This is a genomic window from Acutalibacter sp. 1XD8-36, from assembly GCF_009917525.1.
Taxonomy (GTDB): domain Bacteria; phylum Bacillota; class Clostridia; order Oscillospirales; family Acutalibacteraceae; genus Acutalibacter.
In genome coordinates, this window is sequence record NZ_QZDU01000005.1 from 163,397 (window position 1) to 177,980 (window position 14,584).

The following is a 14,584-nucleotide window of genomic DNA, read 5'->3' on the forward strand; positions in this document are numbered from 1 at the left end:
TTAGTTGAAAGGAAGTAGACTATGCCCGCAAAGAAGCTGAAATTTGAGGACGCCATGGGGAGGCTGCAGGAGATAGTCTCCCGGCTTGAGAGCGGCGAGGCCCCATTAGAGGAGGCCATGGCCCTGTTTGAGGAGGGGGCGAAGCTCTCGGCCCTGTGCTATAACACCCTGGACCGGGCCCAGCTGAAGGTCACGGAGCTGGCGGCGCTGCCGCCGGAGGAGGAAGATAATGATTGAGGTTTACCGGGAAGCTATAGAGAAGGCCCTGGAGTTGGCGCTGCCCGCCCCCGAAGAGGGGGACCCGGCGGCTGTTGTTACAGAGGCCATGAGGTACAGCCTGCTGTGCGGCGGGAAAAGAGTCAGGCCGGCGCTGGTGCTGGCGTTCTGTGAGCTCTGCGGAGGCGACTGGCATATGTCCATGCCCTTTGCCTGCGCCATAGAGCTGGTGCACACCTACTCCCTTATACACGACGACCTGCCCTGTATGGACAACGACGATATGCGCCGGGGGCGTCCCACCTGCCATAAGGTCTACGGCGAGGCCATGGCCCTGCTTGCCGGTGACGGCCTGCTCACAAAGGCCTTTGAGTGCGCGCTGGAGTTTGATAAGCCCGAGCTTGCCGCCCTGGGAGCCCGGGAGCTCTCAAGGCTTGCCGGACACGGCGGGATGGTGGGAGGCCAGTGCATAGACCTGTCCTCCGGCGGGAGAGAGGTATCGCCGGAGCTCCTTGAAGTCATGGACCGGGGCAAGACCGTGGCGCTTATAGAGGCCGCCTGCCGGATGGGCTGCATTGCTGCGGGCAGGTGTGAAAAGGAGTTGATTTTTGCGGCGAAGTATGCCATGGGTATCGGCATGGCGTTCCAGATTCGGGACGACATACTGGACGTGCTGGGGGACGCAAAGAAGCTCGGCAAGAACACCGGCATGGACAGCGCCCGGGATAAGCGGAACTATGTCAGTCTTTTGGGGGTTGAGCGGGCCCAGGAGCTGGTAGAGAAATACACCGCCGTGGCCATTGAAGCCCTGGAAAGCTTCCCCGGGGACAGCTTATTTTTAAGGAGCTTCGCCCTGGACCTTGCCGGGCGGGAGAGCTGATGCGGGCGCTGAAGCACATAATCCCCCCTGGCTGGGAGGGCTCGACGGTGAAGGGCTTCGCCAGGGGCTGCCTTGGGCTCTCCGTCCGGGCGCTGGCAGGGCAGAAGTTTGAGGGGGGAATTCTTGTAAACGGCGAAGGCTGCCGGGTGACAAGGGAGCTTAGAGCCGGGGACAAGCTCTGCATTATGGTGCCGGAGGAGCCCATGTGCTACCCGCCGTCGGAGCTGCCATTGGATGTGCTGTATGAGGACGAGGATTTCCTCATACTGAACAAGCCGCCTGGAATGCCTGTGCACCCCTCCCCCGGGCATGATTCGGACAGTGTGCTCAACGCTGTGTCCTGGTACTACCGGCACACCGGGCAGTCCCATAGGGTGCGGCCCTTATACAGGCTCGATAAGGACACCTCGGGGGCTCTTACGCTGGCTAAGCACAGGATAGCTGCTGGTGCTGTAACTGAAAAAGAGTATCTAGCGGTGTGTGAGGGGGAGCTCACAGGGGCCGGGAGTATTTCGGAGCCCATCGGGCTGCAGGAGGGCAGCAAGATTATAAGGGCCTGTGGGGAGGGCCAGCCCGCTCTTACCCGCTTCCGGGCTTTGGGGAGCCGGGAGGAGTACACGCTTTTGAGGCTTCGGCTGGAGACAGGCCGCACCCACCAGATAAGGGTGCATATGTCTGCCTTCGGCAATCCCCTTGCAGGGGACGACCTGTACGGCGGAGACAGAAAACGTATTAAAAGACAGGCACTGCACTGCGTCCATTTGAAAGTAGGCTGCAGGGCCGTGGGGATGGATATGGAGTTTACCGCTCCCGTCCCCGAAGACATGCGGGGGGCATTCCCCCTGCTGCCGTGGCCCGCCATATGAAAGTGAGGCACTTAATGGATATCGTTGCACTGAACGCTCAGAACAGGAAGGATATCAACAGGGCCAACCAGCCCTTTACGGTCATCGGCAAGCTGAAGCCCTCCCTTTGTGACGGAAAGTGGAGCTGCACCGAGGAGCTTTTCCCTGTGCCGCGCACCAAGTCTTACGCCGACGAGGAGGACTACTTTTATGACAGCTGCATAGGCAGCAAGGACCGCCGGGCCTATCTTGCCTATGAGGAAGGCCAGTGCGTTGGACAGGTCGTGCTGCATAAGGACTGGAACGGCTACGCACTTATTGAGGACATCTGCGTGGCCCGGGACTATAGGGGGCGGGGCATTGGCAGCGCGCTTATAGAGCGGGCTGTGGAGTGGGCCCGGAGCAAGGGCCTGCAGGGGCTTGCCCTTGAGACCCAGGACAATAACCTATTGGCCTGCCGGTTCTATATGAAGCTGGGCTTTTGTATCGGCGGGGTGAACACCCTGTTTTACAGGAACTTCCGCCAGCCCTACCGGGACGAGATTGCTATATACTGGTATCTCTTATTTTAGTAAAAATATTTACCAGATTATTACCAAGGAGGCTTATGCTATGCCCGCATGTCTGACCCATAACCTGTTCGCAATGGACGTTCTTGCCCGCCTTCAGGAGCCGAAGTTGGATGTCTGCGCCTACTCCTGGGGGGCCCAGGGGCCTGATTTCCTCTTCTGCCACAGGTACTTTAAAACTATGAGGAACAAGACGCTGAAAACCCTGCAGGAATACGGCTCCGCCCTTCACAAATCCCCGCCGTCGAAGACACTTGAAGCCATGAGGAATTTTATCAGGAAACACGATAACCCCATATACCGCTCCTATGTGCTGGGCTTTATCTGCCACTACTCCCTGGATTCAACGGCCCACCCCTATGTGAACGCCCGGGCCAGGGAACTTGCCGGGGCCAGGGAATATGAGAACGAGGGCACCATGCACGGTGAAATCGAGGCCTCCCTCGACACTATCGTGCTGAGGTGGAAGACAGGGAAGCTGCCCGGAGAGGTGCATTTGAAGAATATGTTCCCAAAAAACGAGGGGGTGCAGCGGATGATTGCAAAGCTCTACCGCGACGTGCTTTTCGAGGTGTACAATCAGGCGGTCCCCGAGGAGTCCCTGTATCAGGCTACAAAGGACGCCCACCTTCTCTTTGCCGCCTGCAACGACCGCACCGGACTGAAAAGGAATATCTTCAACCTGATTGAGAAGGGAAAGCCACACCATATCACCTCCCACCTTGTGCCCCTAACCGAGGACCCTGAGCCGGACTTTGCCAACACCTCGCACGCCCAGTGGCTCCATGAGGGTGAGGCCCATACAGAGGATTTCTTTGAGCTTTATGAAAGCGCTCTGGAGCTTGCGGCAACTCTCTGCGTGGGCATTGACAGCGTTGACTTTGCCGGAGCCACCGGGGAGCGCCCCTTCGGCTGACGGCGTTTTTTGCAGGATTCCCTATCTTTTCCGTCACCGCTCACTTGACAAACAGCCCTACTGGTGGTATAGTATGGATATCACTGCACAATATTTGAATTTTTCTGGTAAGCAAGCTGCACCCCTTCAAATCTGTTTGAGCGGGTGCGGTACTGTTATATGTACATATCTGCCTGGATTTTTTCAGAATGGGGAAATATAGTATGCTTAGTATCGACAAAGTCTTCCACGCCTCGGTGGTGCTGAAAAATATTGTGCGCACCACCGCCATCGTGCCCACAGAGGGCATAACAGACGGCTGCGAGCTGTTCTTAAAGCCTGAAAACCTTCAGAAGACCGGCTCCTTCAAGCTGCGTGGCTCCGGCTATAAGATATCCATGCTCTCTGAGGAGGAGAAGAAAAGAGGGGTCATCGCCTGCTCGGCGGGAAACCACGCCCAGGGCGTGGCTCTGGCAGCTACAAAGAGCGGGGTCAGCTCCATAATCTGCCTGCCGGACAGCGCGCCTATATCAAAGATAGAGGCCACAAAGAGGTACGGCGCCCAGGTCTGCCTGGTGGAGGGCGTGTATGACGACGCGTATAAGCGGGCCCTAGAGCTCAAGGAGGAGCGCGGCTATACCTTCGTTCACCCATTTGACGACGAGGACGTTATCGCTGGGCAGGGCACCATCGGCCTTGAGATAGTCCAGGAGATGAACGACGTTGACGCGGTGATAGTGCCAATAGGCGGCGGTGGGCTCATCTCCGGCGTGGCCTTCGCTATCAAGTCCCTGAATCCAAATATAAAGGTCTACGGCGTACAGGCGGCCGGGGCCCCCAGCATGTTCAACTCCGTGCACGAGGGCTCCGTCGGGAGCCTTGACAGCGTATCGACTATTGCCGACGGCATAGCCGTAAAACAGCCCGGTGAGCATACCTTCGGGCTGGTGCAGAAGTATGTGGACGATATAGCCCTGGTGACCGAGGACGAAATTGCCGCCGCGATACTGACCCTTATTGAGAAGCAGAAGATGGTGGCCGAGGGAGCGGGAGCCGTGAGCGTTGCCGCCGCCATGTTTAACAAGTTCCCCATAGCCGGTAAGCGGGTGGTGAGCATTATCTCCGGCGGCAATATAGATGTGACCATACTCTCAAGAGTCATAGAGCGGGGCCTGATGAAGTCCGGGCGGTCAAGCTCCCTTGTTATAGAGCTTATAGACAAGCCCGGGCAGCTTCAGACGGTCTCGCGGATAATCGCCGACTGCGGCGGCAATGTGACCTCTGTGCAGTATGAGCGGGCCGGGGAGATTGAGAGCATTAACGGCTGCTATCTGAAGCTAGGGATGGAGACGAGGAACTACGACCATGTGCGGATGATTGCAGAGGCCCTGACGGATAACGGGTTTAAGCTTATTGAGGCGAAATGAGGTTTATGCCTATGGAGAAGCAAATAAAATACAGCCCCTACCGCCTCTGCACCGCAGTATTCGCCCTATGCCTGACTGTAAGAGCTATAGAATACTTTCTTTTGCAAACCGACAGGACAGCCGTTGGGGAAAACTTCATCCACAAGGTATTCGGAATAATCCTGCTGGCGGTGGTACTGAAGTCCACAGGCCTCGGATGGGTCGGCATCGGCTTTAAGGGGCGGGGCGCTGCAGCCGGCATTCTGAAGGGCCTGCTGCTGGGAAGCGTATGCTTTGCCGCCGCCTATGGGCTGGAACTGGCAGTATTTGCCCTGAAAGGAGCTCCCGCACATTTGGAGCTGTATGTCAGCGGTTTTTCCCTGACCGGGCCGCTGGCGGGGAGCACCGGGCTGATTCCACTGGCATTGTGCCTGCTGTTCAACATCATCAACGTGTGGATGGAGGAGGGCGTTTTCCGCGGGCTGTTCATCAGGGTACTCCTTGAAGCCGGTGGATTCATGAGGGCAAACCTCATCGCATCGGCCCTGTTCGGCGTATGGCACGTGGTAATGCCCATAAGAAGCTGTGTATACGGCGAGATGACCTTACCCCAGGCGGCTTTGATGAGCGCCGGATATATACTGCTTGCCGGGATAATGGGCGTAAAATGGGGGCTTCTCTACCGTATGACCGGCAGCCTGTGGGCAGGGCTTGGGGACCATCTGCTGAACAACACCGTCGCCACAAATATGCTGCATGTAGTCTCCCAAAGCGGCGCGGACGAGCTGCAGATTGTCCGTGTCTTTGCGGCCCAGCTTGTCTCATTCCTTATAGTGCTGGCCCTATACCGCCGTAAAAACAGGAATTCATGCCTGACACAGAATAATATCTAGGAGGAAAAAGTTATGAATAAACTGGCAAGAAGGCTTATAGCCATAACCGCCGGGGCCGTCACCGGCACCGTACTGTACCACCTGACTAAAAACCGCGCGGCGGTACCGGCAGACCCCACCGCTCTAAAAAACAGCGGCACAAGGACCATTGAAACTGAGCGGCTGATACTCAGGAGGTTTCGGATTGAGGACGCCGAGGCCATGTATAAAAACTGGGCCAGCGACCCGGAGGTCACGAAATTCCTCACCTGGCCTACCCATCTGGATGTTGACATGAGCGAGGACATTCTGACAGACTGGGATTCCCGCTATGACGAGGGGGACTACTATAACTGGGCCATCGAGCTTAAAGAATACGGCGAGCCCATCGGCAGTATCAGCGTCGTGCAGCAGGACAGCCGGGCCAGAAGAGCCCATATCGGCTACTGCCTGGGGCGGGCCTGGTGGCGCCAGGGTATCATGAGCGAGGCCTTGGCGGCGGTTATCAGCTACCTTTTCAGCGAGGGGTATCTGCGTATCGAATCCAGGCATAATGTGAAAAACCCCCACTCCGGGGATGTGATGAAGAAGTGCGGCATGACCTATGAGGGCACCTTCAGGGGCTACGAGTGGGACAACTCCGGCATTGGGGACGCGGCCTTTTACTCAATCCTGAAGGAGGACTATAAGGGCTATAAAAAGGGAGGTGACGGCCAGTGAGGCTCTCAGGAGCGGATATAATTGTCAGAACCATTATTGAGCAGGGTACAAAGACCGTCTTCGGGTATCCGGGCGGGCAAATAATCAATGTGTATGACTCGCTGTATAAGTACCAGGATGAGCTCAGGCATGTGCTCTGCGCCCACGAGCAGGGCGCGGCCCATGCCGCGGACGGCTATGCCAGGGCCACAGGTGAGGTGGGCGTTGTGATAGCTACCTCCGGGCCGGGGGCCACTAACCTGGTCACCGGCATAGCCACCGCCTATCTGGACTCGGTGCCCTTAGTGGCTATCACCGGCAACGTGCCCAGCTATCAGCTTGGCACGGACAGCTTCCAGGAGATTGACATTACCGGCATTACCCTGCCCATTACCAAGCATAACTATGTGGTGGGCAGCGCCGAGGAGCTGGCCGACACTATCCGGGAGGCCTATAAGCTGGCCCTGTCCGACCGGCCCGGGCCGGTATTGGTGGACGTGCCGAAGGATATACAGATTGCCCAGTGTGAGTATGAGCCTCTCTCCCCTGTCTGCGCAGATCAGAAGAAGCCTGCTAAGGATGTGCGCATTGAGCAGGCGGCGGCGTGCATAAACCTTTCCCATATGCCCTATGTGTACTTCGGCGGCGGGCTCATAAACTCCGACGCGGAGGAGGAGCTTCTGGATCTGGCTGAGAAGATAGACGCCCCCATCGGCTGCTCGTTTATGGGTATCTCCGGGGTGCCCACAGACCACCCCAGGTTTTTGGGAATGCAGGGTATGCATGGGCACTATGCCTCTTCAATGGCTATGCACCAGGCTGACTGCATTATAGCCCTGGGCGTGCGCTTTAACGACAGGGTGACAGGCAATCGTGAGAGATTTGCCACCAGGTCGCAGATTGTACATATAGACATAGACGGCGCTGAGCTCTCTAAGAATGTGTCCCCAGCCCACGCGCTGAGGGGCGACCTGAAGCTCACCCTGCAAAAGCTCCTGCCCCTTCTGGAGCCAAAGGAGCACCCCAAGTGGCAGAGCGCTATAGACCAGCTGAAAAATGACGAGCGCTGGTCTATGGACCGCAGGGATGGCATGACCCCGAGAAACGTGCTGCTGGCTCTAAACCGCTATACTGGCGGGAAGCTGCCGGTAGCCACAGATGTGGGCCAGCACCAGATGTGGGCGGCCCAGACCTGCGTGTTCAGCGAGAAGCGCCGGTTTATCTCCAGCGGCGGCCTTGGCACCATGGGCTTCGGCATGGGCGCTGCCATGGGCGCACAGCTAGCTACCGGACAGCGCACGGTGCTGGTGACCGGGGACGGCAGCTTCGGGATGTGCCTGAATGAGCTGGCTACGGCGGTGCATGAGCGTATACCCCTGGTGATACTGCTCCTTAATAACGGCGTGCTGGGCATGGTGCGGCAGTGGCAGACGCTGTTCTTTGACAAGCACTACTCAAACACGGTGCTGGACAGGGCCACGGACTTTGTGGCGCTCTCCAAAGCCTTCGGCGCGGACGGCGTCAGGGTGACGGACCTGGACGGACTTGACTCGGCACTTAGCACCGCCTTTAAAAGCGACGGACCCTATCTTATTGAGTGCATTATAGACAAGGACGAGTTTGTTCTCCCCATGCTCCCCCCTGGCGGCAGCATGGACGACATTATCACAAAGGTGGGTGGCTGATATGAATAGCTTTACTTTGGCTGTGCTGGTGCGAAACCAGTTCGGCGTGCTAAACCGGGTGACGAGCATGTTCCGGCGCAGGCGGTTCAATATCACCAGCCTGAGTGTCAGCGTCACAGAGTCGGACGTTAAGTCCCGGATAACCATAACCGCCGACGGCGGGGGCCGGGAAAAGGACCAACTTATCGACCAGCTCTATAAGCTCCCGGTGGTGGTGTCCATTGCGGAGATAAAGGCAGAGGACTGCGTTTTAGCGGAGCTGCTGCTTTTGAAGGTCCAGAACAAGCCCGAGCTTAGAAGCGACATACACGCTGCGGCAGAGGCCTTCGGGGCGAAGATAGTGGACTATACCAGGGACTCGGTGGTGCTGCAGATGGTGGGCAACGCTCGGAACATCGACGCGTTTATCGAGGTCATGCAGGATTATACGGTGCTGGAGATTTGCCGGACCGGTGTAATCTCCCTGGAGCGCGGGGCTATGACTATTGAGAAGAAAGCGGAGATTTACTGATGGCTGTCACCCTTGAGCCGCTGACTGCAGCCAACCTGGACGAGGCCCGGAACATACGGAGAGAGGATGTCAGCGAGGAGTTTGTTGACGGCATAGACACTCTCTGGGAGCTGACGGAGTATGGCACGGAGCACGGCTGCACCGGGCGCACGTTCCTCATCAGGCATGACGGGAGATGTGCGGGCGTGCTGCTTTTGGGCGAGGCCTTACCCTGGGATACGGACCCGCCGGAGATGAAGGAAAGGCCCTTCTACCGGCTTATGGGCTTTGTTGTAGACCGGGAATACCGAGGCCGTGGTATAGGCTCGGCGGCGCTGGAGATGGCTGTCCGGGAGGTGTACCGCGAGTTCGGGGAGCGGCCTATAGCCCTGGGGGTACATAGGGACAATGCCGGAGCCGAGAGGTTCTATCTTCGGCACGGCTTTCAAAAGACCTCCTGTATGGAGGGGAACGACTGCTACTTTCTCAGATATATCCGGTAAAAATACCGCAAGGTATCAATTATATAAAAGATTTTGAAAAGAGGTAATTTACTATGGCAAGGATTTTCTATCAGCAGGACTGCGATTTGCAGAGGCTCAGCGGCAAGACCGTGGCTATCATCGGCTACGGCTCCCAGGGCCACGCCCATGCCCTGAACCTGAAGGACAGCGGTGTTGACGTTATCGTGGGTCTGTATGAGGGCTCCAAGAGCTGGCAGAAGGCCGAGGCTCAGGGCCTCAAGGTCATGACCTCTGCTGAGGCCGCTAAAAACGCCGATATCATCATGATACTTATTAACGACGAGAAGCAGGCGAAGCTCTATAAGGAGAGCATTGAGCCCAATCTCACCGAGGGCAAGACCCTGGCCTTCGCCCACGGCTTTAACATCCACTTCGGCTGCATAAAGCCCTCCAAGAATGTGAATGTCATTATGATAGCCCCCAAGGGCCCGGGCCATACTGTCAGGAGCGAGTACCAGGCGGGCAAGGGCGTACCCTGCCTTATCGCCGTGGAGCAGGACGCCACAGGTGACGCCTGGGATATCGGCCTTGCCTACGCCCTGGGCATTGGCGGCGCCCGCGCCGGAGTCCTTGAGACCACCTTCCGCACGGAGACCGAGACCGATTTGTTCGGCGAGCAGGCTGTGCTCTGCGGCGGCGTATGCGCCCTTATGCAGGCTGGCTTCGAGACTTTGGTGGAGGCCGGGTATGACCCCCGCAACGCCTATTTTGAGTGCATCCACGAGATGAAGCTTATTGTTGACCTTATCTATCAGAGCGGCTTTGCAGGCATGCGCTACTCCATCAGCAATACAGCCGAGTACGGCGACTATATCACCGGCCCCAAGCTCATCACCGAGGAGACCAAGAAGACCATGAAGAAGATACTCTCCGACATCCAGGACGGCACCTTTGCCAAGGACTTCCTGCTGGATATGTCCGACGCCGGGTCCCAGGTGCATTTCAATGCCATGAGGAAGCTGGCGAGCGAGCACCCCGCCGAAATAGTGGGCGAGGATATCCGCAAGCTCTATAGCTGGAGCGATGAGGACAAGCTTATAAATAACTAATGACTGAGTTTAACATTTTATGCGGCATACTGTTTAATCACCGGGAATTCGCCCCCGGGAAGCATGAGGGCTTCACCTATGATTTCTCCTGCCCGGAGTATAGGGAGCTTATTGAGAGGTACGGTATTGACGGCATAGCCGGTAACGGTACGGACTTTGAGAGAGCCGTGCGGCTTATGCACTGGATGTCCCCAAGGCTCAGGCATAAACCCGACTACGATAACCATGTGCCCATGAACTCCCTTGAGCTGCTGGGCTATAGCCTGGATAAGCCAGGGCACGGCATAAACTGCCGGAATAAGTCGGTGATACTTACCGAATGCTGTCTGGCCCTGGGAATTTATGCCAGGCGGGTATATATTATGCCATACTCGCCCTACGACGTGGATAACCACGTGGTAACGGAGATATTTGACCGGGAGAGTGCCAAGTGGATAATGCTTGACCCCACCACGGACGGATGGTTTGAGGACCGCGGCTTCCCCCTTTCCCTGCTGGAGCTTAGAGGGCTCTTTGCCGGGAATAAACCCGCCGCTTTCACAGGCAGGGACCAGGATATGAACAGGGATTATTTCTGCAAAAACCTGTTTAGGTTCATTGCCGACGGCGACAACGGCTTCGGCCTTGCGGACAGGCGGCAGCTCTACTTCACCCCCACCGGCTACCGGGTGCAGGAAAACCGGCTGAAGTCCATGGAGTATACCCTTGCCTCTATCCCGCCGGACGCCATGCGTATGCGAAAGCAGTTTACTGCAATGCTGGATAGGGCCAGAAATGACCCGGAGCCAGGGACCTCTGATATAAGCGTTATGGAGATGAAGCCATGAAAAAATTTTTATGCCTAGTTCTGGCCTTATGCCTTGTGCTGGGGCTTTGCGGGTGCCAGTTCATTACAAAGAAGATAGTCGAAACAGAGGCTGTCTCCGCTGGCGGCGCCGCCCTTTATGGGCACAGCATAGAGCTGGCAGAGCTTTTGGAGGAAATGCTGAAAACCCCTGAATATTTTCAGCTTATGACATCCTCGGACAGCGTTAGTGAGATTATCATGCCATATATGCGCTCAGACCTCTCTGAGCCCGAGAGCGCCTATATGCTGGTCCTGCCGGAGGAGGCCCTGCCCGCGCTGATGAATACGGCTGAAATTGATATGAGCGGGTTTTCCGAGCCTCTGAGGGAGTTTATGCTGCGCCGCATGCAGAACTCCGTGCCCACCATGCTCAACTCCCAGGCGGGGGCCGAGACATTGGCGGCCTCCAGCATACTCACCGTGTCAGACTCCTGGCCCGGGGAAACTCTGGAGATGGGCTGCTATGTGCTGCTCATGTACCCCTATTCCTGCCCGGTGATGGTGTCCTTCTACGGCAAGGAGGGGCTTATTGAGGGTACGGCTACAATGCTTCTTAGCGAGCCCATTGACGGCAGCTCCTTGGACGCGGTAAATGAGCTGTTCAGCTATCTGGACATAGAGGGCATGTATATAAAGGAACTTGATATTGACAACGACTGACCTATCAGGGCAAGGCTCCTACAGCCCTGCCCTGTACTTTTTGAAACAAAGTATAAAAAGTATAATTTTTATTTAAGGAGAGAACGCAAATGGTAAGCGACAACATAAAGCTGACCCCTCAGAACGCCCCCCACCGGGCGCTCTACCACGCGCTTGGGCTCACCGAGGAGGAGATAGCCCGCCCGCTGGTGGGCATTGTCAGCTCCTATAATGAAATAGTCCCCGGGCATATGAACATCGACAAGATAGTGGACGCCGTAAAGCTGGGCGTTGCGATGGCTGGCGGCACACCTATTGTGTTCCCGGCTATCGCGGTCTGCGACGGTATCGCCATGGGCCATGTGGGTATGAAGTATTCGCTGGTCACAAGGGACCTGATTGCGGACTCCACCGAGGCCATGGCCCTGGCCCACGGCTTTGACGCCCTTGTGATGGTGCCCAACTGTGACAAGAACGTGCCGGGGCTCTTGATGGCAGCGGCAAGGCTCAACCTGCCCACGGTGTTCGTCAGTGGCGGGCCAATGCTTGCCGGACATGTGGACGGCTGCAAGACCAGCTTCTCGTCTATCAGCGAGGCTGTGGGCGAGTTCAACGCGGGGAAAATTACCGAGGAGAAGCTAAAGGAGTACGAGCTGAAGACCTGCCCCAGCTGCGGGTCCTGCTCGGGGATGTACACCGCCAACTCCATGAACTGCCTTACCGAGGTGCTTGGCATGGGGCTGAGGGGCAACGGCACCATCCCCGCCGTGTACTCCGCCAGGATAGAGCTTGCAAAGCACGCGGGCATGGCTGTGATGGACATGATAAAACGGGATATACGCCCTAGGGACATCATGACCGGGGAGGCCTTTGAGAATGCCCTCACAGTGGACATGGCCCTGGGCTGCTCCACAAACTCCATGCTGCACCTGCCGGCTATCGCCCACGAGTGCGGCATAGAGATAGATTTGGACATTGCCAACTCCATAAGCGAAAAGACCCCCAACCTCTGCCATCTGGCCCCAGCCGGGCGCACCTATGTGGAGGACCTGGACGAGGCCGGGGGCGTGTATGCCATAATGCACGAGCTGAACAGGAAGGGGCTGCTGAATACCGGCTGCATGACCGTCACCGGGAAGACCGTAGGCGAGAATATCGCCAATACGCCGAATCTTGACCCTGAGGTCATAAGGCCCATTGAGAACCCCTACAGCGAAACCGGCGGCATTGCCGTGCTCAAAGGGAACCTGGCCCCGGAGGGCTCTGTGGTGAAGCGCTCTGCGGTGCTGCCGGAAATGCTCCGTCATGAGGGCCCGGCCAGGGTGTTTGAGTGCGAGGAGGACGCCCAGGCAGCTATAAACGCCGGGAAGATTAACCCCGGGGATGTGGTGGTAATCCGCTACGAGGGGCCCAAGGGCGGGCCGGGAATGCGCGAAATGCTAAACCCCACCTCCGCTATCATGGGTATGGGGCTCGGCAGCTCCGTGGCCCTTATTACAGACGGGCGCTTCTCAGGGGCAACAAGGGGCGCCTGCATAGGCCACGTGTCTCCTGAGGCGGCAAGCGGCGGGCCTATAGGAATAGTGCAGGAGGGGGACATTATCTCAATCGATATCCCCGGGAATAAGCTGGAGCTGAAGATAGACGGTGAGGAGTACAATAGGCGCATGAGTGAGTTTGTGCCCAAGGTAAAGCCCCTGTCGGGCTACCTCAAGAGATATGCCGCCCTGGTGTCCAGCGGCGCGAAAGGTGCGGTGCTTAACTGATGGCGAAGAAATTATCAAAGCTGGCCCTAAGGCTGCGGTCCATGACGGTTTTCAGGGATATGCTGGACGACCCGGTGATAGGGGCGCTGGTGCGGTGCCTGGAACGGCTGGGCAGCGCCAGATTTGTCCCGGCCTATTCGGAGTTTGTGTCCAGGCTGTACAGGGCCGGGTATGTGAGCATTTCCGAGTATATAAAGGACAGGGTCTTTGACAGCGACAATGTGTATATCAGGCTGATGGGCGCGGGGACTCTGCCAGATAAAGTGCTCCTAGACAGCACGGCCCTGGACCTGGACGCCCTGAGCTGTGTGGCGGGGCTGGACTCCTCGAAGCTTCTGGAGGAGGCAGGCTGCAGCATGGACCTTGCCAGGTTTGAGGGAAAAAAGCTGAACCTTACAAACGAGTACGCCCAGAGAGCAAGGGACATTGAGAAGTTCGGCTACGGGGTGTATGCAAGGCACAGGATGTTCCACTGGGACCACGGCAAGGTGGTGCCGGTGCGCACGCCGGACCCCATAAAGCTCAGCGAGCTGATAGACTATCAGCGAGAGAAGCAGCTTATCCTTGACAATACCCATGCGCTGCTAAAGGGCAGGCCCGCGGCAAATATCCTGCTCACCGGGGACGCGGGGACCGGTAAATCCTCCACTGTGAAGGCTGTGGTAAACGAGCTCTGGCGAGAGGGACTTCGGGTCCTGGAGATACGCAAGGAGCAGCTTCACGAAATCCCCGGCATACTTGACGAGCTGAATATGAACCCCCTGAAGTTCATACTCTTTATAGACGACCTCAGCTTCCAGAAAAACGACGACAACTTCAGCGCCTTAAAGGCAATGCTTGAGGGCTCTGTCTCGGCCAAGGCCCGCAACGTGGTAATATACGCCACCAGCAACCGCAGGCACCTGGTGAAGGAGACTGCCGCCGACCGGGAGGGCGAGGATATCCACCGCCAGGACGCCATGCAGGAGGCCGCCTCCCTCTCCGAGCGCTTCGGCCTGCGGGTCACCTTCCAGCGCCCCACCAAGGAGACCTACCTGAACATCGTCCGGGAGCTGGCAAAGCGGGACGGCCTCCAGCTTCCCGACGACGAGCTCTGCGCGGGAGCCGAGCGCTTCGCCCTGCAGCGCAGCTCCCGCAGCGCCCGGGCCGCAAGGCAGTATGTAGACAGCCTAATCTCCGCCCAGCCGGAGAAATAACAGAAT

Annotated in this window: 16 protein-coding genes; all 16 read left to right on the plus strand. The window is 57.4% G+C overall.

Annotated elements, in window-relative coordinates; genetic code table 11:
* The first annotated feature begins 21 nt into the window (after positions 1-21).
* The 16 genes from xseB (at position 22) to D5270_RS10030 (ending at position 14,578) form a co-directional block, all read left to right on the plus strand.
* Positions 22-237 (plus strand): exodeoxyribonuclease VII small subunit, encoded by a 216-nt coding sequence (gene xseB, locus D5270_RS09955; protein WP_166543962.1) that lies wholly within the window; start codon positions 22-24, stop codon positions 235-237.
* Positions 230-1,096, plus strand: coding sequence for a polyprenyl synthetase family protein (locus D5270_RS09960; protein ID WP_166543963.1), 867 nt, complete (start codon positions 230-232; stop codon positions 1,094-1,096). The genes xseB and D5270_RS09960 overlap by 8 nt, the downstream gene beginning before the upstream one ends.
* Positions 1,096-1,962: an RluA family pseudouridine synthase gene (locus D5270_RS09965; RefSeq protein ID WP_166543964.1), complete on the plus strand. Its 867-nt coding sequence runs from the start codon at positions 1,096-1,098 to the stop codon at positions 1,960-1,962. Before D5270_RS09960 ends, D5270_RS09965 begins: the two co-directional genes overlap by 1 nt.
* A gap of 14 nt (positions 1,963-1,976) precedes the next feature.
* Positions 1,977-2,513, plus strand: coding sequence for a GNAT family N-acetyltransferase (locus D5270_RS09970; RefSeq protein WP_166543965.1), 537 nt, complete (start codon positions 1,977-1,979; stop codon positions 2,511-2,513).
* 40 nt (positions 2,514-2,553) lie between these two features.
* Positions 2,554-3,426, plus strand: coding sequence for a zinc dependent phospholipase C family protein (locus tag D5270_RS09975; protein ID WP_166543966.1), 873 nt, complete (start codon positions 2,554-2,556; stop codon positions 3,424-3,426).
* A 203-nt stretch (positions 3,427-3,629) separates the two neighbouring features.
* Positions 3,630-4,832, plus strand: a complete 1,203-nt coding sequence (gene ilvA, locus D5270_RS09980) for a threonine ammonia-lyase (RefSeq protein ID WP_166543967.1) — start codon at positions 3,630-3,632, stop codon at positions 4,830-4,832.
* An 11-nt stretch (positions 4,833-4,843) separates the two neighbouring features.
* Positions 4,844-5,704, plus strand: a complete 861-nt coding sequence (locus tag D5270_RS09985) for a CPBP family intramembrane glutamic endopeptidase (RefSeq protein WP_166543968.1) — start codon at positions 4,844-4,846, stop codon at positions 5,702-5,704.
* Positions 5,705-5,716: 12 nt separating this feature from the next.
* Complete coding sequence (locus D5270_RS09990) at positions 5,717-6,403, plus strand: GNAT family N-acetyltransferase (protein ID WP_166543969.1); 687 nt, start codon at positions 5,717-5,719, stop codon at positions 6,401-6,403.
* Positions 6,400-8,067, plus strand: a complete 1,668-nt coding sequence (gene ilvB, locus D5270_RS09995; protein ID WP_166543970.1) for a biosynthetic-type acetolactate synthase large subunit — start codon at positions 6,400-6,402, stop codon at positions 8,065-8,067. Before D5270_RS09990 ends, ilvB begins: the two co-directional genes overlap by 4 nt.
* Before the next feature lies 1 nt (position 8,068).
* On the plus strand, positions 8,069-8,578 hold the full coding sequence (gene ilvN / locus D5270_RS10000) for an acetolactate synthase small subunit (RefSeq protein ID WP_166543971.1): 510 nt from the start codon (positions 8,069-8,071) through the stop codon (positions 8,576-8,578).
* Entirely contained in the window at positions 8,578-9,060 is a 483-nt protein-coding gene (locus tag D5270_RS10005) for a GNAT family N-acetyltransferase (protein WP_166543972.1), read from the plus strand. The genes ilvN and D5270_RS10005 overlap by 1 nt, the downstream gene beginning before the upstream one ends.
* A 53-nt stretch (positions 9,061-9,113) precedes the next feature.
* The gene (gene ilvC, locus D5270_RS10010; protein WP_166543973.1) at positions 9,114-10,130 is read left to right on the plus strand and encodes a ketol-acid reductoisomerase; all 1,017 of its coding nucleotides are present in this window, start codon (positions 9,114-9,116) and stop codon (positions 10,128-10,130) included.
* Complete coding sequence (locus tag D5270_RS10015) at positions 10,130-10,957, plus strand: transglutaminase-like domain-containing protein (protein ID WP_166543974.1); 828 nt, start codon at positions 10,130-10,132, stop codon at positions 10,955-10,957. Before ilvC ends, D5270_RS10015 begins: the two co-directional genes overlap by 1 nt.
* Positions 10,954-11,637, plus strand: coding sequence for a hypothetical protein (locus tag D5270_RS10020; RefSeq protein ID WP_166543975.1), 684 nt, complete (start codon positions 10,954-10,956; stop codon positions 11,635-11,637). Before D5270_RS10015 ends, D5270_RS10020 begins: the two co-directional genes overlap by 4 nt.
* Before the next feature lie 89 nt (positions 11,638-11,726).
* Positions 11,727-13,382 (plus strand): dihydroxy-acid dehydratase, encoded by a 1,656-nt coding sequence (gene ilvD, locus D5270_RS10025; protein ID WP_166543976.1) that lies wholly within the window; start codon positions 11,727-11,729, stop codon positions 13,380-13,382.
* Positions 13,382-14,578 (plus strand): ATP-binding protein, encoded by a 1,197-nt coding sequence (locus D5270_RS10030; RefSeq protein WP_166543977.1) that lies wholly within the window; start codon positions 13,382-13,384, stop codon positions 14,576-14,578. The genes ilvD and D5270_RS10030 overlap by 1 nt, the downstream gene beginning before the upstream one ends.
* Positions 14,579-14,584: the final 6 nt, after the last annotated feature.